The sequence below is a fragment of the Achromobacter sp. T5-5 genome, assembly GCF_055397965.1.
On record NZ_AP027919.1, the window covers coordinates 561,334 to 582,192 of the forward strand.

Consider the following 20,859-nt stretch of genomic DNA (forward strand, 5'->3'; position numbering starts at 1 on the left):
GGGGCGTCAAGCGGTCGCGATCGGCGTGACCGGCGATCCGATCGCGTGCGGCAGCCGCAGCGGCGGCGCGGTCAGCATGAAATGGTGGCGTCCGTTGGCGTGCAGGAACGCTGCCAGGTCCTTCAGATACCAGAGTTCGGCCAGCGGCAGACCCAGCTTGAAGAGGCAATGGTGGTGCAGCGGCAGCATGGGGCGCGCGCCGGCCTTTTCGCGGGCGGGATAGGCTTCCACCGCGTAGTTGTCGGCGCAGAGGGCGGCGATGCCGCTGTCCGTGATCCATTGCAGCAGCGCGTCGTCGGTGCCGTCCAGCGCGGCGCCATAGGTGTGCAGCACGTCGGGGTCCGGCGTGCCGTTCATGGCGACCACGGCTTCGGCGTAGCCGGTGCGCAGCACCAGCATGTCGCCGGGCTCGACGGTGATGCGGTCCGTTTCCAGGACGTGCATCAGTTCGGCGTGGCCGATCAGTGTGCGGCCCGGGCCGTAGTGGCGGAACAGGTCCACCAGCACGCCGCGGCCCTGCATGCCTTTCTGCGCCAGGTTTTCGATGCCGAGCTTGAGCGCGGCGGAGGGGCCGCCGCTGTTGCAGCCGCAGCCGGTGTGGTCGCCATCGGCGGGGCCGACGACGTCCACGCCGGCCTGAAAGCCGTTGTAGTAGCGCAGCTCGGGCTTGCCGTCGCCATCGGCGTCGAACAGGGCGCCCACGTGCGCCAGCGCGTCCCACTGCGTCGAATACTGCATGGACAGCAGCACCTGGTCATCGCTCAGCACGTCCAGCGCGTCCGGGTTGACGTTCTTCAGCGGAAAGTTCAGGTATGGGGTGTCCTTGAGCGTCGTGGGGCTCAGGCGCGGGGGATGGCGGCGCGGGTTCAGGACGTTGCCGCCCGGCAGGTCCAGCGGCAGGGACAGGCAGAAGGTCTTGCCCGCGCGGATCTCGCGTGCGCCTTTCAGGACCTGTTCTTCGGTGATGAGATTCAGGCGGCCGAGTTGGTCGTCGGGCCCGAAGTCGCCCCAGTTGGAGCCTTCGGGCCGTTGCTTCCAGCGTTGCATGCGGCTCACTCCGACAGGAAGTCGACGACCGCGCGGGTGAAGGCTTCCGGCTGTTCCCAGTTCGAGATGTGGGAGGTGTCCAGTTCCACATAGCGCGCGCCGGGAATGGCGGCGGCCAGTTCGCGGCCTTGCGCGGGCGTGGCGGCCAGGTCGTGCGTGCTGGAGATGACCAGCGTGGGCGCGGTGATGGACGCCACCTGCTCGCGGAAGTCGGCATCGCGCAGCGCGGCGCAATTTGCGGAATAGCCGGCGTCCGGCGTGCGGCGCAGCATGTCGATCAGGACTTGCGTGAGACCCGGTTGCGCGGCGCGGTAGCCATCGGTCAGCCAGCGCTCGACGAGCGTGGGCGCCATCTTTTCCAGCGTCTGCTCGGCGACCGCGGCGATGCGGGCGCTCCAGCCTTCGGCCGATCCGATGCGCGCGGCGGTGTTGCACAGGATCAGCTTGCCGACGAGTTCGGGCCGCGCAAGCGCAAGCCACAGGCCGGTCGGGCCGCCCATGGACAGGCCGCAGAAATGCGCGCGCTTGATGTCCAGGTGGGCCAGCAGTTCCGCGACGTCGTTGCCCAGCTGTTCGAAGCTGTACTCGCCTTCGGGGATGGAGGACTTGCCGTGGCCGCGGGTGTCGTAGCGCAGGACGCGGAAGTGCTTGGTGAGCTCGGGGATCTGGCGGGCCCACATGTCGGAGCAGGTGCCCAGCGAATTGGAGAGCACGAGCACCGGCGCGTCGGCGGGGCCATCGATGACGTAGAACAGCCGTGCCTGGCTGAGATCGGCATAAGACATGTGGGATTCCTCGGGGAAAGCCGCGGCCGCGCGTGGGGCGGCCGCGCGGGTATTACAGGTGGCAGACGCCGTCGACGTAGGCTTTGCGCCAGCGGGTGATGGTCACGCGGTCGAACAGGTCGGCTTGCGCGAACGGGTCGGCGTCGATGAACTGCTGCGCGGCGTCGCGCGTTTCCACGTCGACGATGTACAGGCCGCCGCCGGCATCCTTGCCGTCATCCTGCAGCTTGGCGCCGCACGCCAGCAGGAGCTGCTTGTTGGCGTCCAGGTATTCCAGGTGCTTGGCGCGGTGCTGCTGGCGCACTTCCTGGTGATTGGGCTTGTCGAAGGTTTCGATGATGTAGGGCATGCCAGGCTCCTGTCAGATCGCCGAGGGATGGCGCGCAAGCGCGGTGACTTCGATATCCATGTACGGAAAGAGCGGCAGCGACGACAGCAGCGTGTGCAGTTCGTCGTTGCTGTCGACGTCGAAGATGCTGACGTTGGCGTAGCGGCCGACGACGCGCCACAGGCTCTTCCATTTGCCGTCGCGCTGCAGTTGCTGCGCCAGGGCCTTTTCGTCGGCCTTGAGCTTGTCGGCGCGCTCGGCGGGCATGTCGACGGGCAGATTGACTTGCATTTGAACCATGAACAACATGATGGACTCTCCATGATGCCGCCCCGGCGCGCGGGGCGGTGTATCGGCAACATTGGCGGCTGGCGGTCCAGCGCGCCGATTCAATCGGAAAACTTCAGCGGGTAAACGTCAGTTCGCAAATTTCAGCGGCAGGCCGGTCAGGCGCAGCAGGTCGTCGGCGGTGGTGTCGCCGAAGATGTCGGTGACCGTCACGCCGTTGGCGTTGATGTCGAACACCGCCACGTCGGTGTACACGCGCGACACGCAGCGCACGCCGGTCAGCGGGTAGGTGCAGGTCTCGACCAGCTTGCTCTGGCCTTCGCGGGTCTGCAGTTCCATCATCACGAAGACGTCCTTGGCGCCGATGGCCAGGTCCATCGCGCCGCCCACGGCGGGGATGGCGTCGGGCGCGCCGGTGTGCCAGTTGGCCAGGTCGCCGTGCTGCGAGACCTGGAAGGCGCCCAGCACGCAGATGTCCAGGTGGCCGCCGCGCATCATCGCGAACGAATCGGCGTGATGGAAGAACGAGCAGCCGGGCAGTTCGGTGACGGGCTGCTTGCCGGCGTTGATGAGGTCATAGTCTTCCTCGCCCTTGGCGGGCGCGGGGCCCATGCCCAGCATGCCGTTCTCGGTGTGCAGGATGACTTCGCGGCCGGCCGGCAGGTGGTTGGCGACCAGGGTGGGCAGGCCGATGCCCAGGTTGACGTAGGCGCCTTCGGGGATGTCCTGCGCGACGCGGGCGGCGATCTGGTCGCGGGTCAGTTTGGTGCTCATTGCTGCTCCTTGGCGGCCGGCTGGCCTGCGATCTGCACGACGCGCTTGACGAAGATGCCGGGGGTGACGACGGTTTCGGGGTCCAGCTCGCCCAGTTCGACGACTTCGCGCACCTGGGCCACGGCCACGCGCGCGGCGCTGGCCATGATGGGGCCGAAGTTGCGGGCGGTCTTGCGATAGACCAGGTTGCCCCAGCGGTCGCCGCGCTCGGCCTTGATGAGCGCGTAATCGGCGTGCAGCGGATATTCCAGCACGTACTGGCGGCCGTTGATCTCGCGGGTTTCCTTGCCGTCGGCCAGGGGCGTGCCGTAGCCGGTGGGCGTGAAGAACGCGCCGATGCCGGCGCCGGCGGCGCGGATGCGCTCGGCCAGGTTGCCTTGGGGCACCAGTTCCAGTTCCAGCTTGCCGCTGCGGTACAGGCCGTCGAAGATCTGCGAGTCCGCCTGGCGCGGGAACGAGCAGATGATCTTGCGTACCCGATTGGCGCCCAGCAGGGCGGCCAGGCCCGTGGTGCCGTTGCCGGCGTTGTTGTTGATGATGACCAGGTCCTTGGCGCCCTGTTCAAGCAGGGCGTCGATCAGTTCCATGGGCTGGCCGGCGGTGCCGAAGCCGCCGATCATGACGGTGGCGCCGTCAGGGACGTCCGCCAGGGCGGCGGCAGCGCTTGCAACAAGCTTAGAGATCATGATGTTCGCTCATAGGTGGCGTGTCATAATTTGTTCTTCATTAGAACTTTCGTTCTTCTGAAGAACATCGTTTCATGGGGAATGCGAAGGCGTCAAGGCATGCCGCACACCGCACTCTCCATCGTTCGGAGTCGTCCGCAAGGGGCGACGCAAGGCTCGCCGGGGCGGGCCTTTTACTCTTGGAACCAGACGGATGGCCGAGCAAGATCCCCAGCAACCCAGCGACAGCTACGTGCAATCCTTCGCGCGCGGGCTGTCGGTGATCCGCGCCTTCGGTCCGGAACGTTCTCAGATGACGCTGTCCGAGGTCGCCGCGGTGACGGGCCTGACCCGGGCCGGCGCGCGCCGCATCCTGCTGACGCTGGAGCACCTGGGCTACGTCACGGTCGATGACCGCAAGTTCGCGCTCACGCCGCGCATCCTGGAACTGGGCTACGCCTATCTGTCGGGCACGCCGCTGTGGAACCTGGCGCTGCCCTACATGGAAGAAGTCGCCGAGCTGACGCGCGAGTCCTGCTCCGTGTCGGTGCTGGAAGGCGCCGACATTGTCTACATCCTGCGCCTGTCCACGCATAAAGTCATGACGATCAACCTGGCCGTGGGCAGCCGCCTGCCGGCATGGGTGACGTCGATGGGCCGCGTGCTGCTGGCCGGCCTGCCGGAAGCGGAACTGGACCGGGTGCTGGCGATGAGCCAGATCCGGGCCTACACCGAGCACACGGTGACCGACGTTGCCGAGCTCAAGCGCGTGCTGGCCGGCGTGCGCGCCGATGGCTACGCGTGCGTGGCGCAGGAACTGGAGCCGGGCCTGCAATCCGTGGCGGTGCCCATCCTGGATCGCAGCGGCCGCGTGATCGCGGCGATGAACGTCAGCGGCCACGCCAACCGGTTCTCGCGCGAGGCGATGCTGGAGGCCTTTCTGCCGCCGCTGCGCCGCGCGGCCGACCAGATCAACCACGCGCTGCTGCGCCGCTAGACGGCGCCTGCGGGCGGCGGCGAGGTCGGGCCGGACGGACATGGCGGCCGCGCTCAGATGGGCGCGACGCCGAGCGTCGTGCCGCCGCAGACGTACAGCATCTGGCCGGTGACGAAGCCGTTGTCGGGCGACAGGAAGAACATCGCGGCGCGCGCCACGTCTTCGGGCGTGCCCAGGCGCTTGACGACGATGCTGTTGATGATGCGCTCGGTCTGCGGCGCGCCGGCCGGGTTGCTCTTGGTGAAGAGGTCGGTGGCGATGGGGCCGGGGCCGATGGCGTTGACGGTGATGCCGTCGCCGCCCAGTTCCATGGCGAGCGTGCGCGTCATGCCGACGAGGCCGGCTTTGGTGGCCGAGTAGACGACGCGGTCCGGCTTGCCCAGCGCGGCGCGCGACGACATGTTGACGATGCGGCCAAAGCCGGCTTCGCGCATGGCGGGCAACGCCGCCTGCACCAGGATGAGCGCGGTGCGCAGGTGCAGGTTCACCACATAGTCCAGGTCCGCCAGCGTGGCCGTGTCGGCCGTGCCGGGGCGGGTGGCGCCAGCGTTGTTGACCAGGCCCACGATGTTGTAGGCGCTGGTGACTTCGCGGGCGACTTCCTGGGTGCGCGCCTCATCGGTCAGATCGGCCTGATACGAGACCAGACCCGCCGGGGGATTCTCGGGCAGCTTGTAGTCGATGTTGACGACTTTGTGGCCGGCATCGAGCAGCATGCGGATGATGGCGGCGCCGATCCCGGCGCTGCCGCCGGTGACGAGATATGCGGTGGGTTTGGTCATATCGGTTTCCGTTCAGTGTTCAGGAACTCAATGGGTCAAATAGCCCCATGCGAGGACGGCGGTGATGTGGATCACGCCGACCCACAGCATCATGATGACGGTATAGCCCATGACGTCGCGCAGTTTCAGCTTGGACAGGGCCAGCGCCGGCAGGATCCAGAAGGGCTGCACCAGGTCGTTCCAGGCGTTGCCCAGCATGACGGCCATGGTGGTCTGGTTGAGCGCGCTGCCGATTTCCTTGGCGGCGTCGATCATGAACGGTCCCTGGATGACCCAGTGGCCGCCGGCGGACGGCGCGAAGAAGTTGATGACGAACGAGCTGATCAGGCCCCAGAACGGCAGGGTTTCGGGCGTGGCGACGTCGACGAAGACCTTGGAGATCGAGGTGACCAGGCCCGACGCGGCCATGATGGCCATGATGCCGGCGTAGAACGGATACTGCAGGATGATCCCGGAGATGGTCTTGATGCCCTCAGTCAGCTTGGCGACGTAGGCGGCCGGCGTGCCCAGCAGGATGATGCCCAGGAACAGGATGATGAAGTTGATGAGGTTCAGGTCCAGCGAGCCGCCGTCCATGAAGTGGAAGACGACATAGGCCACGCCCAGCGCGCCGATGAGCAGGCTGAGCAGGCGGCTGTTGTTGAGCTTGGAGGCGAGGGTGCCTTTTTCCAGCAGGTCGTCGGCGGCGCTGTTGGCGTTGGCGTCGCGGTCGATGTTGGGGTCGACCTCGACGATCTTTTCGCCCTTCTTGGGGTGCAGCCAGGCGTTGAGCAGCGGCAGCGTGATGATGATGACCAGGCTGGTGATCAGCATGGGCACGGAGAAGATGGTTTCCGACAGCGGAATGGTGCCCATCTGCTTGGCGGTAGGATGGCCAGGCGTGGCGACGAGCACGGGGATGCTGGCCGACAGGCCCAGGCCGTACATGGTGAAGCCGCTATAGGCCGCGGCGATGATCAGGGGATAGTGCACGCCCTTGACCTTCAGGGCCAGTTTCTTGGCGACGATGCCGCCGATGACCAGGCCAAAGCCCCAGTTCAGGTAGCTGCCCACGCCGCCGACCAGGGTGGCGACGATGATGGCGGTGTGCGGCTTGTGGACGTGGCTGACGATGCGGTTGAGCAGGCGGTCGGTCAGCGGCGCGGTGGCCAGCACGTAGCCCATGGCGAGGATGACGGCCATTTGCGTGGTGAAGGCCAGCAGGCTCCAGAAGCCTTTGCCCCAGGCGCGGGTGACGTCGCCGATGCCCTGGCCTTCGATGCCCATGGCGAGCAGCACGGTGAGCAGGGTCAGCGCGATCGCAAAGACGAACGGATCGGGCAGATACTTGCGCATCAACTCGGTAAAGAATGAAGCCAATTTATTCATGGTGCCTCCAACAACTCCGTAAGGCGGTTCTCTGGTGTCCGGCGGCGCGCGTCATCGGGTGACGGTGCGGGCGCGCCGGACGATTGCTTTTCTTTGTGTGGCTGGGCTCGTGGCCCGGTGGCGCGATCGGTCATGGCCGCAGCGCCTTGTATTTGGAATCGGGGCGTGCCGCTGCTCAGGAGTCGCCGGCCTTGCCGTTCAGCCAGGCGGCCAGTTCGCCCAGGGCGGCGCTTTTTTCGCGCAGGACGCGCTCGCGGCGTTCGGGGCTCCAGGTGTAGAAGCCCTGGCCGCTCTTGGCGCCGAGCTGGCCGCTGTCGACCTTGCTTTTGAGCAGGTCGGACGGTTCGGTGCGGTTTTCGAGGTCTTTGTAGAGGTAGCTGGCGATGGCGTAGTGGACGTCGATGCCGTTCATGTCGCGCTGTTCGAGCGGGCCGGACAGGGCGAGGCGGATGCCGAGGCTCCACTTGACGACTTCGTCGATGTCCTCGGCGCTGGCGACCCCTTTTTCCAGCAGCGAGATCGCTTCGCGGGCGAGGGCGTGCTGGATGCGGTTGGCGATGAAGCCGGGGATGTCCTGGCGCACGAGGACCGGACGCTTGCCGGCAAAACGCAGGGTGGCCATGACTTTGGCGACGGTGTCTTCGGAGGTGTCGTCGTTGCGGACGACCTCGACGAGGGGGATGACGTCGGCGGGCGTGAAGAAGTGGGCGCCGACGAAACGGTCGCGGCGCAGGACGGCGCTGGCGATGGCGTTGATGGACAGGCCGGAGGTGTTGGTGGCGAAGACGGTGTGCGCGGGGCACAGGGCGTCGAGCTTGGTGAAGATGCCGCGCTTGAGGTCCAGGTTTTCCGGGACGGCTTCGATGACGAGGTCGCTGGCGGCGGCGGCTTCAAGGCCGGGTTCCAGGCGGATGCGCTGGATGGCTTGCTGGACCTGGCCGGGGGCGTAGACGTTCAACTGGCGGTCGATGGTTTTCAAGGCCCGCTCGAGGGCGCCTTCCATCGGGTCGATGAGGACGACGTCGAGTCCCTTCGAGGCGAACAGCGCGGCGATGCCGCTGCCCATGGCGCCTGCGCCGATGATGGCGACGTTCTTGAGGGGAGTTTCCATGATGGCTCGCTGGATGCTTGCGGCGGGCGGCTTGCAGGCGGGCACGCGGGGGATCAGGGTGAACTCTGTCTCGTCCAGGGGTGCCTTTCTGTGCGCGCTCGGCCAGAAAAATCGTTTTGTTCTATATGCGAACATTTGTGCGTATATAGAATTTCTGTCGGGGATAGTACTAAAAGTCGCTGGGGGTGGACAAATGGGGGATGGGGGGTGTTCGGTGGGTGGACGGTGAGGGACTGGCTTAGGGGTGAGGTCTTTTGGCGCCGGGCCGGCGGCTGGCGCGGGGGTGCGTTCTTTTGGCGCTGGGCCGGCGGCTGGCGCGGGAGCGCGTTCTTCTGACGCCCGGCGCGTCGGCGGCCTGGGGCGCGCGGGGCTACGATTGCGGTCCGGAGCCTTCGCTCCGGACTGCCCCTTCGTCAACCTCGTCCGCCTTCGGCTCCCTACGGTTTCCCTCGGGCGCATCTACACGCCCCGCGCACCCCAGGCCGCCGCCACGCCGGGCTCTGTGGTTTGAGCTTGCCGGCCGCTGGGGCGAGACGGGTTCTTTAGGTTCTTTTCTGCGGCGGCGTGGATTTGGAGCGTCTTGCGGGGCCCGCCCCACGGCGGCCGCGCGGGCGGCCTAGTGGGGCTTACGCGGTGTCTTGCGTCGGAGCGGGGACGCTGCGCGCTTGCGGCGGTGGGGCGGAAGTTGTCGTGGGTTTGGCGGCGCTACGCTTCAGTGGCGCTATGACAGGCCACGCATAGCTTGTTGCCATCCGGATCGCGGAAGTAGGCGCCGTAGTAATGTGCGTGATACTCGGGCCGAAGACCCGGCGGGCCCTCGCAGGTGCCGCCGTTCTCGAGGGCGGCTTGGTGCGCCCGCCGCACGGCCTCCCGGGAATCGGCCATGAACGCGACCATCTGCCCATTGCCCGGTTCATGCGGCAAACCGTTGTGGGGCCTGCAAATCACGAAATACGGGCGCTGCTGGCCGCTGCTTTGCCATCCGGCCCACGGCCGGTCTCTATCGCAGAATCGCGATTCGACCCCAAGGGTTTCAAACATGGCGCTGTAGAAGCGCAGGGCGCGGTCGAAGTCGCTGACGCTGACGAAGATGTGCGAGAACATTTTGGTATTCCTGCGTGGGACCCTTACCCCGAATTCCTCAACCCCGCCGCGATCCCGTTGATTGTCAGGTGGATGGCGCGCTGCACGCGCTTGTCGACCTCGGCGGCGGGGTTCTTCTGGGCGGCGCGGTGGCGGCGGATGAGGTCGATCTGCAGGTAGTTCAGCGGGTCGATGTAGGCGAAGCGTTCGCGCAGGGAGGCTTGCAGCGTGGGGTTGTCGGCCAGCAGTTCGCGCTGCGTCAGGAGCTTGAGCATGGCGAGCGTGCGGCCGTGTTCGGCGCTGATGGCGCCGAAGATGCGTTCGCGCAGGGCGCGTTGCGGCACGAGCTGGGCGTAGCGGGCGGCGATGGCGAGGTCGGATTTGGCCAGGACCATTTCCATGTTGGAGAGCAAGGTTCGGAACGCGGGCCAGTCGCGGGCCATTTCGCGCAGTTGCGCGAGGCGGCTGCGGCGGGAGCGGGGGGCGTCGGGTGCGCCGGTTTCCAGGTAGGCCTCGATGGCGGAACCCATGCCGTACCAGCCGGTGAGCATGAGGCGGCACTGGGCCCAGGAGAATCCCCAGGGAATGGCGCGCAGGTCTTCGATGCGCTGGCCTTTCTTGCGGGAGGCGGGGCGCGAGCCGATGTTCAGCCCGGCGATTTCGCTGATGGGCGTGGCGGCGAAGAAGTAGTCGGCGAAGCCGGGGGTGTCGTAGACGAGGCCACGGTAGGTGCGCTGCGCGGTCTCGGACATGAAGGACATGGCGGGGCCGTGGTGGGCCATGTGGGCGTCTTCGGCGCTGGTGGCTTCGGCGCGGGGCGCGAGGCTGGATTCCAGGGTGGCGGCGACCAGCAGTTCAAGGTGCCAGCGGCCGACTTCGGCGTCCTTGTATTTGCTCTGGATGACTTCGCCCTGTTCGGTCAGGCGGATCTGGCCGGCGACGGTGCCGGGCGGCTGGGCGAGGATGGCGTCGAAGCTGGAGCCGCCGCCGCGGCCGACGGAGCCGCCGCGTCCGTGAAAGAGGCGCAGGCGCACGTTGCGGCTGGAGAAGACGTCGACGAGCGCGCGTTCGGCCTGGTAGAGCGACCAGTTGGATGTGAGGAAGCCGCCGTCCTTGTTGCTGTCCGAGTAGCCCAGCATGACTTCCTGCGCGCCGTTCTGCGCGCGTTTCACGCGCTGGCGGATTTCGGGCAGGTCGAGCCAGGCGGCCATGATGTCGGCGCCGCGCTGAAGGTCGGGGATGGTTTCGAAGAGCGGCACGACCATGAGGCCGTCTTCGGGGAGGATGTCCTGGCCGGCGGGCGCGATGAGGCCGGCTTCTTTTTGCAGGACCATGACTTCGAGCAGGTCGCTCAGGGTCTCGGTGTGGGAGACGATGGTCTGACGCACGGCCTGCTTGCCGTAGCGCGCGCGGCCGGCCGCGGCGGCGCGCAGGACGGCGAGTTCGCGGGTGGTGTCTTCGCTGTAGGCGATCCAGGGCGAGGCGAGCGGGCGCGCCTGGGCGAGTTCGGCGCGCAGCAGCGCGACGCGTTCGTCTTCGGACAGCGCCAGGTAGTCCAGGGGCTTGCCGTCGTGCGTGACGCCGGCGCGGGAGAAGAGTTCGGCGAGCGCGTTTTCGTGGACGTCCGAGCTTTGGCGCAGGTCGACCGTGGCGAGGTGAAAGCCGAAGACTTCAACGGCCTGCTGCAGGCCGGACAGGCGCAGCTTGGCGACGGGGGCGCCGTGGTGGGCGGCAAGCGAGGCGGCAATGATGGCCAGGTCGGCCGCCAGCTCCTGGGGCGCGTCATAGGCGGGCGCGGCGACGGTGCTGCGGCGGGCGAGGTTCTGGCCGGTCAGGCGCTGCGCGGTGGCGGCAAGGCGGGCGTAGACGCCGACGAGGGCGCGGCGGTAGGGTTCGTCGCGGCGGTGCGGCGAGTCGTCGCCGCTGCGCTCGGCCAGCGCCAGCAGTTGCGGGTCGACGGCGATGAGCAGGGTGGTGATGGACAGTTCGGCGCCCAGCGCGTGGACTTCCTGCAGGTAGTGCTCGAAGAGGACGGTGGCCTGGCGCAGCAGGGCGCGTTCGAGGGTGGCGGCGTCGACGTTGGGGTTGCCGTCGCGGTCGCCGCCGATCCAGCTTCCCATGCGCAGGAAGGGCTCCAGGGGCGGGGCCGGCGCGGCGAAGGGCTTGGCGGATTCGCGGTTGAGCAGCTTGGACAGGTCACCGTATAGGCGCGGGATGACCTGCAGGAAGGTGCTGCGGTAGTACGAGAGCGCGTTTTCGATTTCGTCGGCGACCGTCAGGCGCGTGTAGCGCAGCATGCGGGTCTGCCACAGGGTGGCGACGCGGCCGAGCAGGGCGGTGTCGAGCTCGGCCAGCTCGTCGGGCGTGAGCTGGGCTTCGCGCTGCGCGAGCGCGGTGGAGATCTCGCGGTGCACGTCCAGGGTGCTCTTGCGCTGCACTTCGGTGGGATGCGCGGTGAGCACGGGCATGACGCAGGCTTCGGCCAGCAGCCGGCGGATGCGCGCGACGCCGACGCCTTGTCCGCCCAGGATCTGGATGGCTTCGCGCAGGCTGCCGCGCGCGGGCGTGGCGTCGGTCAGGGCGCGTTCGCGCTGGCGGCGGTTCTGGTCGCGGTCTTCGGCGATGTTGGCCAGGTGCAGGAAGTAGCTGAAGGCGCGCGCGACGGAGTTGGGGTCGCTGCCCTGCAGCCGCTTGACGCGCTGTTCGAGCAGCTTGCTGTCGGCGTCGTCGCCTTCGCGGCGGAACTTGACGGCGGTGCGGCGCAGGGTCTCGATGGTGTCGAAGACGCGCTTGCCTTCGCATTCTTCGATGACCTCTCCTAACAGTCGGCCTAACAGCCGGATATCGTGACGCAAGGGTGCTGCGGAATCGGACTGCGTGCGCTTGGCATTCATCGTGCGGAGATCCGTCTGTAGGCCGTTGGAGGGGAAAGGTCGAAGGGGGCGTTGCGGTGAACCTTAGGGACAAACCTGGAAATCGATCGGTCGATTTTACGCAGCGTTCCTTACGGGCAAGCCCATTTGCTCGGTTAAAGTTCCAGTTGTCCCTTCGTCATTCCAGAAGCCCCCTTTATGCAAAATCATCAACGTCGCGCGCTCGTGCTGTTTTCGGGCGGCCAGGACTCCACCACTTGCCTGGCCTGGGCGCTGGATCGCTATGCCCATGTGGAAACGGTGGCGTTCGATTACGGCCAGCGCCATCACATCGAACTTTCCGCGCGGCTGAACGTGCTGCGCGAGATCCGCGCCAACTTCCCCGACTGGGCGCCGCGGCTGGGCGAGGACCATCTGCTGGACCTGAAGGTGCTGGGCCAGGTGGGCGATACCGCGATGACCAGCGACCGGGCAATCGAGATGCAGGCCAACGGACTGCCGAATACGTTCGTGCCGGGTCGCAACCTGCTGTTTTTGACGCTGGCGGCGGCGCTGGGCTATCGGCGTCAACTGGATGTGCTGGTGGGCGGCATGTGCGAGACGGACTTCTCCGGCTATCCGGATTGCCGCGACGACACGATCAAGGCGCAGCAAGTGGCGCTGGGTCTGGGGCTGGGATCGCGGGTGACGATCGAGACGCCGCTGATGTGGATCGACAAGTCCGAGACCTGGGCGCTGGCGCATGCGCTGGGCGGGGATGCGCTGGTCGAGACGATCGTCGAGGAAAGCCATACGTGCTACCTGGGCGAGCGCGGGGCCCGGCATGACTGGGGGTACGGCTGCGGGGAATGCCCAGCCTGCAAGCTGAGGAAGATCGGATGGGAGAAGTGGGTGGTGGCGTCTGCTGCCGAGGGGTGAGTCGCTGTCGGTTTGCGTTTCTTGGTTGTGAGCTATCTTGCGTCTGACGATGACGCTTCGCGTGTGGCTGCGGTGACGGTTCTTCAGGTGCCTGACTGCGTTGAGATTCGCCTGTTCATTTTGCGCCGGCGTGTCATGGGTGTCTGACACCGCGCCATGTGATCGTGCGCCTCACACGGTGTCTTGCGCAGCCGACGCGGCGCCGGGCGCTGCGGCTTCTGTTCTCGCTGCCTCATTCACCCGCCCAATGAACTTCCATCTCAACGCAATGGCCGCGGCCGCGATGAAGGCGGCGAGCGTGGCGGAAATCAGCAGGGCGGCGCGTGCGCCCTGCCATTCGATGATGAACGCGTAGGCGACGGGCGCGGCGGCCGTGAGCAGGAAGCTGGGGATCAGCAGGGAGCCGACCAGCGCCCCATAGCTGCGGAAGTCGAAGAGGGCCAAAGGCAGGGTGCCGCGCGTGATGGTCATGAGGCCGTTGCAGGCGCCGTAGAGCAGGGTGTAGGCGGCGGTGGCGTAGAGGTGGCCGCCGGGAATCAAGGGCAGCAGAAAGCAGAGCGGCAGCGCAATGCCCACCGCCAGATTGAGGGTCAAGGGGTGCAGGCGGGCGCCCACGAGGACATCCCCCAGGCGGGCGGCGAATTGGCCGATGCCCCACAGGGCGGCGACGCTGACGGCGGCCGCGGCGGCCAGGCCCAGGCCGGTGAGCAGGGAGAAAAGGTGGGCGGCGTTGCTGGCGGCCAGGAAGTTCGTCAGCATGGCCATGACGGCGTACAGGATGCCGGCGAGGCGGCGTTCGCGCGCGGTGCGCGTCAGGCCGGTGGCGGTCGTGCCGGGGGCGGCGGTGGGGGCGGTGTAGCGGCGGCGCGGCAGGGCCAGGTAGAGGGGAAGGGTGGCGAGGGCGAGCGCGGCATAGCACAAGGCCGCGCCGCGCCAGCCGAGCCATTCGGCAAGGAAGTGGCCGACGGGCCACATGACGGTGGACGCCAGGCCGCCGAACAGGGTGATCTGCGACATGGGCCGGCGCGCGGCGGGGCCGGCCGCGCGGGCGAGGGCCGCGAAGGCGGCGTCGTACAGGCACAGGCGCATGCCGACGCCCAGCGCCGCCCAGGCCGCGAAGTAGAGGACGTGGGTGTGCGTGATGGCAAGCAGGGCGCAGCCCAAGGCGGACAGCACGGCGCCGGCGGGCATGACGCGGTGCCCGCCCCAGCGGTCCACCGCAGCGCCCGCGGCGGGCGAGACCAGCGCCATCACGACGATGGCGGCCGAGAAGCCGCCGTAGACGGTGGCGGTGTTCCAGCCCAGGTCGGCGGTCATGGCCGGACCCAGGGCGCCGATCAGGTAGAAGGTGACGCCCCAGCCGACGAGCTGGGTCAGGCCCAGGCAGACGACGGCGCGCGCTCGGATCATGGCCGCTGCGGCGGCGTGGTGTCGCCTTCGCCCAGGCTGCGCTGCATGAGGACGGTGTCGCGCCACTCGCCGTGCTTGTGACCCACGGACCGCAGCGTGCCAACCGGATGAAAGCCCTGGCTGGCGTGCAGGGCGAGCGAGGCGGCGTTGCGGCTGTCGCCGACCACGGCCAGCATCTGGCGCCACCCGGCGGCCGTGCAGCGCGCGATCAGCTCGGCGAGCAGCTTGCCGCCGATGCCCAGCCCAGCGCGGCCGGCCTTGACGTAGACGGAGTCTTCGACGGTGTGCCGGTAGGCCGGGCGGGGGCGATAAGGCGTGACATAGGCGTAGCCCACGACTTCGCCGTTGATTTCAGCGACCAGGTAGGGCATTTCCTTTTCCAGGACGCCGGCGCGGCGCTGGCGCATCTCGGCGATGGAGGGCGGCTCGAGTTCGAACGAGGCGGTGCCGTGCTCCACGTGGTGCGCGTAGATGGTCTTGATGGCGGGCAGATCAGCTTCCGCGCTGTCGCGGATGAGGACGGTGGGCGAATGGGGCGACATGGGCGGCCGGCGGGTCAGTGCGGATTGAGCGGTGAAAGGGCGGTTCAGGATCGGTCCGTCTGGATTTCTTACGGACATGCGCCAGTGTGGGCCAAGCCGTTTCATTAATAAAGCTTTGGTCTATTATGATTTTCATAAGGAAAACTTTGGATTGAGTCATGCGTGGCCTGAACCTGGACCATTTGCGCACGTTCGCACAGGTCGTCGAACTGGGCAGTTTTTCCGCCGCCGCCGAGCGGGGCGGGGTGACGCAGCCGGCGGTCAGCCTGCAGATCCGGCAGCTTGAGCGGCGCTTCGGACTGAAGCTGGTGGAGCGGGTGGGAAGGCGCGCGGGACCGACGGCGGCGGGGCTGGAATTGCTGGCCCATATCCGCGTGATCGACGGCGCGCTGGCGCAGGCCGAACAGGCCATGACCGCGCATGCGTCGCAGGTGTCCGGGCGCATCCGGCTGGGCACGGGGGCCACGGCCTGCACCTATCTGCTGCCGCCAGTGCTGGCCGACCTGCGCCAGCGGTTTCCGGCGCTGGATATCGTGGCCAGCACAGGCAATACGGCGGACATGCTGCGCGGGCTGGAGGCCAACACGCTGGACATCGTCCTGATCACGCTGCCCGCGCCGGGCCGCATGTTCCAGGCGACGACCGTGATGGAAGACGAGTTCGTGGCGATCTTCCCGGCGCGCGACGCCGCCGCCATTCCCGATGTCGTGACGCCGCAGTCGCTGGCGCGGCTGCCGCTCGTGCTGTTCGAGCCCGGCGCGCGCACGCGGCGGCTCGTGGACGACTGGTTCGAGGCCGCGGGCGTGGCGGCCAAGCCGATCATGGAGCTGGGCAGCACGGAAGCGATGAAGGAGATCGTCGGAGCGGGGCTGGGGTGCGCGGTGCTGCCCGGACTGGCCGTATCGGGCGCGGGCCGGCGCGAGGCGCTGGCGGTGCGGACCCTGACGCCGCGCCTGTCGCGCGACCTGGCCATCGTCCTGCGCCGCGACAAGCCGCTCAGCCGCGGGTTGCGACACCTGCAGGACGCGCTGCTGGCGCTGCGGCCCCGCACCCCGTGATGGGGCAGCGAGCGGCGGCCAGCGCTTGGGCGGTGCGCGGCGTGGCGTCCGCCTGACGGCCAATCGTCCTTTTCAGGGCGGCCGCGAGGCGGCCGGCGCCGGATCCAGCGTATTATTTACCGTTTTGCCGCCCAAGCTAACAGCACCAGCCCGAGACAGATCATGCCGCACTACCGTTCCCGCACTTCGACCCACGGCCGCAACATGGCCGGCGCCCGCGCCCTCTGGCGCGCCACCGGCATGAAGGATGGCGACTTCGGCAAGCCGATCATCGCCGTGGTGAACTCGTTCACGCAGTTCGTCCCGGGCCACGTGCACCTGCGCGACCTGGGCGCGCTGGTGGCCAAGGAAATCGAGGCCGCCGGCGGCGTCGCCAAGGAATTCAACACCATCGCCGTGGACGACGGCATCGCCATGGGCCACGGCGGCATGCTGTATTCGCTGCCCTCGCGCGAACTGATCGCGGACTCGGTCGAGTACATGGTCAACGCGCACTGCGCCGACGCCATGGTCTGCATCTCCAACTGCGACAAGATCACCCCGGGGATGCTGATGGCCGCCATGCGCCTGAACATCCCGGTCGTCTTCGTGTCGGGCGGTCCGATGGAAGCGGGCAAGGTCAAGTCGCCCACCGACGGCAAGGTCATCGCCAAGATCGACCTCGTCGACGCCATGATCAAGGCCGCCGACCCCAACGTGTCGGACGCCGAGGTGGCCGAAGTCGAGCGCAGCGCGTGCCCGACCTGCGGCTCCTGTTCCGGCATGTTCACCGCCAACTCGATGAACTGCCTGACCGAAGCCATCGGCCTGGCGCTGCCGGGCAACGGCACCATCGTCGCTACGCACGCGTGGCGCAAGGGCCTGTTCGAGCAGGCCGGCCGCCTGGTCGTGGACCTGTGCCGCCGCTACTACGTCGACGAAGACGAATCCGTCCTGCCGCGCAGCATCGCCACCAAGAGCGCGTTCCAGAACGCGATGGCGCTGGACGTGGCGATGGGCGGTTCCACCAACACCGTGCTGCACCTGTTGGCCGCCGCGCAGGAAGCCGGCGTGGACTTTACGATGGCCGACATCGACCGCATCTCGCGCAAGGTGCCGTGCCTGTGCAAGGCGGCGCCCGCCACCGACAAGTACCACATCGAAGACGTGCACCGCGCCGGCGGCATCCTGGGCATCCTGGGTGAACTGGCGCGCGCCGATCTGCTGGACCTGTCCTGCGGCAACGTGCACAGCGGCACGCTGGGCAACGCCATCCAGCAATGGGACGTGGCCGGCGGCGCCGGCGAAGCCGCGCAGAAGTTCTACCGCGCGGCGCCCGGCGGCATCCCGACCACGGTGGCCTTCAGCCAGGACGCCACGTTCCTGACGCTGGACACCGACCGCAAGACGGGTTGCATCCGCAGCAAGGAAAACGCCTATTCCAAGGACGGCGGCCTGGCCGTGCTGTACGGCAACCTGGCGGAAAAGGGTTGCATCGTGAAGACGGCCGGCGTGGACGAGTCGCAGTGGGTCTTCACGGGCCGCGCGCGCGTCTTCGAAAGCCAGGACGACGCCGTCGAAGGCATCCTGGGCGACAAGGTCGTCGCGGGCGACGTGGTGGTGATCCGCTACGAAGGACCCAAGGGCGGCCCCGGCATGCAGGAAATGCTGTATCCCACGTCCTACCTGAAGTCCAAGGGCCTGGGCAAGACCTGCGCGCTCTTTACCGACGGCCGCTTCTCGGGCGGCTCGTCGGGCCTGGTGATCGGCCACGCCTCGCCGGAAGCGGCCGAAGGCGGCACGATCGGCCTGGTCGAAGAAGGCGACACGATCGAGATCGACATCCCCAACCGCAAGATCCACCTTGCCGTGTCTGATGACGAACTGGCCCGCCGCCGCGCCGCGATGGACGCGCGCGCCGACGGCTGGGAGCCGGTGGGCCGCGAACGCGTGGTGTCGCAGGCGCTGCAGGCCTATGCCGCGCTGGCCACGTCGGCGGATCGCGGCGCGGTGCGCGATCTGTCGCAGCTCAAGCTGAAGGGCAAGCGCTGATCGTTTGATGGCGGGTTGATGTGAAAGGCGGCGCACTTCGTGCGCCGCTTTTTTCTTTGGAAGGCATATTCCGCTTACAGGTTCCGGGCTGTAATGTGAAAATACAGCTTATAAATTGTATTCATGAAGTACAGCCTACGTTGCGTATCTCGGTTTTACAACCTAGAATATGTAAACCTCCACCATCAAGGGTTGGCATGTCCGACTTCACCGTCCGCACGGCGGACCAGCTCCCCGCCTTGCTCCGAGCCTTCCGCAAACAGGCTGGCCTGACCCAGGCTGCGGCTGCCCTGCGTCTGGGCGTCACGCAGCAAACGCTTTCGGCGTTTGAGCGCAATGCCAGCAAGCTTGGCGCTGACAGGTTGCTGGAGATTCTCGGCATCCTGGGCGTGGAAGTCGTGTTGCGCCAACGTGCAAAGTCCCCCGCGTCCAAAACATCGGCCACACCGGATTGGTAGCCATGGGCCGACGTTCGCACCACCGCGCGCTGGATCTCTGGATGAACGGGGACTTCGTGGGCGTCTGGAGCGTCCAGCCCCAGATTGGCGAGAGCCTCCAATACGACGCGGCATGGGTCGCCTCCGACCGGGGGCGGCCGCTCTCGCTGTCGCTCCCCTTCATGCCGGGCAACCCGCCGCATCGGGGGCAAGCCGTGCGCAGCTATTTCGAGAACCTGCTGCCCGACAGCCAGAACATTCGCGAACGTGTCGCACGGCGGTTCCAGGTGGGTTCCACCGATGCGTTCTCGTTGTTGGCCGAAGTTGGCCGGGATTGTGTGGGCGCTGTTCAGGTCATGCCCGGCGGCGTCGCGCCTGGGCCCGTGACGCAGGTCGACGCCATTGCGCTCAGCGATGCGCAAGTGGCTCAGGCGCTGCGCGGCACCCTGACGTCCGGACCCTTGGCCGGCCGCAATGCGGACGACGATGACGGGTTCCGCATCTCGATCGCCGGGGCGCAGGAAAAGACGGCCATGCTGTGGCTCGATGGCCGCTGGTACAGGCCTCACGGCGCCACGCCGACGACGCATATCTTCAAGATGCCGCTCGGCCTCGTCGGCAACTTGAAGTTCGACATGAGCCACTCGGTGGAGAACGAGTGGCTGTGTTCCGAGATCCTCCATGCTTATGGGCTGCCGGTGGCCCGCACCCAGCCTTTGATGTTCGAGGACATGAAGGTGCTGGCGGTTGAGCGGTTCGACCGGACGTGGTGGCGTGACGATGATGGCAAGCGCTGGCTGATCCGGTTGCCGCAGGAAGACATGTGCCAGGCCACGGGAACGCCGCCGCATCTGAAGTACGAATCCGACGGCGGGCCCGGCGTGCGCAGCATCATGAAACTGCTGGGCACCTCGCGCCAGCCCGATCGCGACCGGCGCATGTTTTTCCAGTCGCAGGTCCTGTTCTGGATGCTGCGCGCCACGGATGGCCACGCAAAAAACTTCAGCATTTTCCTGCGTCCCGGCGGCGCGTACGAGCTCACGCCGCTGTATGACGTACTGTCCGCCTATCCCGTCATCGGTACCGGCGCCAACCAGCTGTCGCCGTTCAAGGCACGCATGGCCATGGCCGTGCGAACCAAGAACGCCCACTGGGTCATGCGCGATATTCTCAGGCGGCACTGGCTGGCCGTGGGGGCCGAACACGGCGTCGTGACGCCCGACGGCCGCGGGGCGGAGGCGGTGGTCGACGATCTGGTGTCGCGCACGCCCGACGTCGTGCGCCGTGTCCGCGCGATATTGCCCCCGGAATTCCCCCAGCATTTGGCCGACAGTATCCTGGGCGGCTTGCAGACGGCGGCCGACAGCCTGGCGAATTAGCCGCAAGGAGCGCTAAACCATGTCCCTGAACTCCGAAGCCTTGCGTCTTTTCCTCGGCGTGGTCGACGCCGGATCCTTGAGCGCCGCCGCCGAAATGCTCGGCCAGACCGCGTCGGGCGTCAGCCGTGGCCTGCATCGGCTGGAGGAAGACCTGGGCGTCACGCTGCTCAACCGGACCACGCGCCGCATGGAGCTGACCGAAGAGGGCCGGCATTTTCTGCCGAAGGCGCGCCAAATCGTGGCGGCGCTTGAAGAGGCCGAGGAATGCATGCGCATGGTGCATCAGCGCCCGGCCGGGCGGCTGCGCGTGGATGCGTCGGTGCCGGTGATGCTGCACTGCGTGGTGCCGCACGTTGCCGAGTTCCGGCAAGCCTATCCCGAGATCTCGCTGGAACTGACCAGCAACGACCGCATCGTGGATCTGATGGAGCATCGCACCGATGTCGCGCTGCGCATGGGGCCGTTGACGGATTCCACGCTGCATGCGCGTGTGTTTCGCCCATCTCCGCGCTGGCTGATGGCCAGTCCGGACTATCTGGCCCGGCGCGGCGTGCCCAGGACGGTGGAGGAGCTGGCGGATCATGAGCTGCTGGGCTTCACCCAGCCGGAAAGCCTGAATGCGTGGCCGCTGCGCCATGCCGGCGGCACCAGCTACCAGGCGACGCCGACGCTCGCCACGTCCAGCGGCGAGACGCAGCGGCAGCTTGCGTTGCGCGGCGTGGGCATCGCCTGCCTGTCGGATTTCGTGGTGCGGGAGGACATCCAGGCTGGCCGCCTGGTGAAGGTGATGGAAAGCGAATACACCGATCAGCTGCAGCCCATGCACGCCGTCTATCACCGCAACACGCAGCTTTCACGGCGCATTGCGTGTTTCCTGGATTTCTACGTGGAAAGGATTTGAGCCTTGCGCGAGGCGCGGCGGGGCTGCCGCCGCGCCGTCCCGCCACTTCTTGGGCACATCAATCCAGGCACATCCCAGGCGC

20 protein-coding genes are annotated in these 20,859 nt (G+C 67.3%); 7 read left to right on the forward strand and 13 right to left on the reverse strand.

What is annotated here, in order from left to right; all coding sequences use genetic code 11:
• Window positions 1–6: 6 nt before the first annotated feature.
• The 6 genes from ACZ50Q_RS02600 to ACZ50Q_RS02625 form a co-directional block, all read right to left on the reverse strand.
• A complete protein-coding gene (locus ACZ50Q_RS02600) occupies window positions 7–1,047 on the reverse strand; it encodes a cyclase family protein (protein ID WP_076517375.1) in 1,041 nt (346 codons plus the stop codon).
• A gap of 5 nt (window positions 1,048–1,052) precedes the next feature.
• Window positions 1,053–1,832 (reverse strand): 3-oxoadipate enol-lactonase, encoded by a 780-nt coding sequence (gene pcaD / locus ACZ50Q_RS02605; protein ID WP_092581460.1) that lies wholly within the window; start codon window positions 1,830–1,832, stop codon window positions 1,053–1,055.
• A 52-nt stretch (window positions 1,833–1,884) separates the two neighbouring features.
• Complete coding sequence (locus ACZ50Q_RS02610) at window positions 1,885–2,181, reverse strand: YciI family protein (protein WP_076517371.1); 297 nt, start codon at window positions 2,179–2,181, stop codon at window positions 1,885–1,887.
• 12 nt (window positions 2,182–2,193) lie between these two features.
• Window positions 2,194–2,469: a muconolactone Delta-isomerase gene (catC, locus tag ACZ50Q_RS02615; RefSeq protein ID WP_076517370.1), complete on the reverse strand. Its 276-nt coding sequence runs from the start codon at window positions 2,467–2,469 to the stop codon at window positions 2,194–2,196.
• Window positions 2,470–2,577: 108 nt separating this feature from the next.
• Window positions 2,578–3,222, reverse strand: coding sequence for a 3-oxoacid CoA-transferase subunit B (locus tag ACZ50Q_RS02620; RefSeq protein ID WP_076517368.1), 645 nt, complete (start codon window positions 3,220–3,222; stop codon window positions 2,578–2,580).
• The gene (locus tag ACZ50Q_RS02625) at window positions 3,219–3,908 is read right to left on the reverse strand and encodes a 3-oxoacid CoA-transferase subunit A (RefSeq protein WP_008167144.1); all 690 of its coding nucleotides are present in this window, start codon (window positions 3,906–3,908) and stop codon (window positions 3,219–3,221) included. The genes ACZ50Q_RS02620 and ACZ50Q_RS02625 overlap by 4 nt, the downstream gene beginning before the upstream one ends.
• Before the next feature lie 193 nt (window positions 3,909–4,101).
• Between ACZ50Q_RS02625 and ACZ50Q_RS02630 the strand changes: the two genes are divergently transcribed.
• Complete coding sequence (locus ACZ50Q_RS02630) at window positions 4,102–4,884, forward strand: IclR family transcriptional regulator (protein WP_076517367.1); 783 nt, start codon at window positions 4,102–4,104, stop codon at window positions 4,882–4,884.
• Window positions 4,885–4,937: 53 nt separating this feature from the next.
• On the opposite strand, the gene ACZ50Q_RS02635 is transcribed toward ACZ50Q_RS02630, so the two are convergent.
• The 5 genes from ACZ50Q_RS02635 to ppc all read right to left on the reverse strand — a co-directional run bounded on the left by ACZ50Q_RS02635 (window position 4,938) and on the right by ppc (window position 12,122).
• Complete coding sequence (locus ACZ50Q_RS02635; RefSeq protein ID WP_076517365.1) at window positions 4,938–5,666, reverse strand: SDR family NAD(P)-dependent oxidoreductase; 729 nt, start codon at window positions 5,664–5,666, stop codon at window positions 4,938–4,940.
• 27 nt (window positions 5,667–5,693) lie between these two features.
• Complete coding sequence (locus tag ACZ50Q_RS02640) at window positions 5,694–7,034, reverse strand: short-chain fatty acid transporter (RefSeq protein WP_464080450.1); 1,341 nt, start codon at window positions 7,032–7,034, stop codon at window positions 5,694–5,696.
• A 175-nt stretch (window positions 7,035–7,209) separates the two neighbouring features.
• Window positions 7,210–8,145 (reverse strand): 3-hydroxyacyl-CoA dehydrogenase family protein, encoded by a 936-nt coding sequence (locus tag ACZ50Q_RS02645; RefSeq protein WP_076521833.1) that lies wholly within the window; start codon window positions 8,143–8,145, stop codon window positions 7,210–7,212.
• Between the two features lie 705 nt (window positions 8,146–8,850).
• Window positions 8,851–9,249: a VOC family protein gene (locus ACZ50Q_RS02650; protein WP_464080451.1), complete on the reverse strand. Its 399-nt coding sequence runs from the start codon at window positions 9,247–9,249 to the stop codon at window positions 8,851–8,853.
• A gap of 23 nt (window positions 9,250–9,272) precedes the next feature.
• A complete protein-coding gene (gene ppc / locus ACZ50Q_RS02655) occupies window positions 9,273–12,122 on the reverse strand; it encodes a phosphoenolpyruvate carboxylase (RefSeq protein WP_464080452.1) in 2,850 nt (949 codons plus the stop codon).
• A 177-nt stretch (window positions 12,123–12,299) separates the two neighbouring features.
• Between ppc and queC the strand changes: the two genes are divergently transcribed.
• Window positions 12,300–13,019 carry a 7-cyano-7-deazaguanine synthase QueC gene (gene queC, locus ACZ50Q_RS02660; RefSeq protein ID WP_092581466.1) on the forward strand — a complete coding sequence of 240 codons (720 nt, stop codon included), beginning with the start codon at window positions 12,300–12,302 and terminating at the stop codon, window positions 13,017–13,019.
• 171 nt (window positions 13,020–13,190) lie between these two features.
• Here the strand turns inward: queC and ACZ50Q_RS02665 are convergent, their stop codons facing one another.
• Both ACZ50Q_RS02665 and ACZ50Q_RS02670 read right to left on the reverse strand, forming a co-directional pair.
• Window positions 13,191–14,429: an MFS transporter gene (locus ACZ50Q_RS02665; protein ID WP_464080453.1), complete on the reverse strand. Its 1,239-nt coding sequence runs from the start codon at window positions 14,427–14,429 to the stop codon at window positions 13,191–13,193.
• Window positions 14,426–14,971, reverse strand: coding sequence for a GNAT family N-acetyltransferase (locus ACZ50Q_RS02670; RefSeq protein ID WP_076517349.1), 546 nt, complete (start codon window positions 14,969–14,971; stop codon window positions 14,426–14,428). The genes ACZ50Q_RS02665 and ACZ50Q_RS02670 overlap by 4 nt, the downstream gene beginning before the upstream one ends.
• 158 nt (window positions 14,972–15,129) lie before the next feature.
• Between ACZ50Q_RS02670 and ACZ50Q_RS02675 the strand changes: the two genes are divergently transcribed.
• The 5 genes from ACZ50Q_RS02675 (at window position 15,130) to ACZ50Q_RS02695 (ending at window position 20,777) form a co-directional block, all read left to right on the forward strand.
• A complete protein-coding gene (locus ACZ50Q_RS02675) occupies window positions 15,130–16,029 on the forward strand; it encodes a LysR family transcriptional regulator (RefSeq protein ID WP_464080454.1) in 900 nt (299 codons plus the stop codon).
• Window positions 16,030–16,191: 162 nt separating this feature from the next.
• The gene (gene ilvD, locus ACZ50Q_RS02680; protein ID WP_464080455.1) at window positions 16,192–18,060 is read left to right on the forward strand and encodes a dihydroxy-acid dehydratase; all 1,869 of its coding nucleotides are present in this window, start codon (window positions 16,192–16,194) and stop codon (window positions 18,058–18,060) included.
• A 197-nt stretch (window positions 18,061–18,257) separates the two neighbouring features.
• Complete coding sequence (locus ACZ50Q_RS02685) at window positions 18,258–18,518, forward strand: helix-turn-helix domain-containing protein (RefSeq protein WP_464080456.1); 261 nt, start codon at window positions 18,258–18,260, stop codon at window positions 18,516–18,518.
• A 2-nt stretch (window positions 18,519–18,520) separates the two neighbouring features.
• Window positions 18,521–19,876: a type II toxin-antitoxin system HipA family toxin gene (locus ACZ50Q_RS02690; protein ID WP_464080457.1), complete on the forward strand. Its 1,356-nt coding sequence runs from the start codon at window positions 18,521–18,523 to the stop codon at window positions 19,874–19,876.
• Window positions 19,877–19,895: 19 nt separating this feature from the next.
• Window positions 19,896–20,777, forward strand: coding sequence for a LysR substrate-binding domain-containing protein (locus tag ACZ50Q_RS02695; protein ID WP_464080458.1), 882 nt, complete (start codon window positions 19,896–19,898; stop codon window positions 20,775–20,777).
• Window positions 20,778–20,859: the final 82 nt, after the last annotated feature.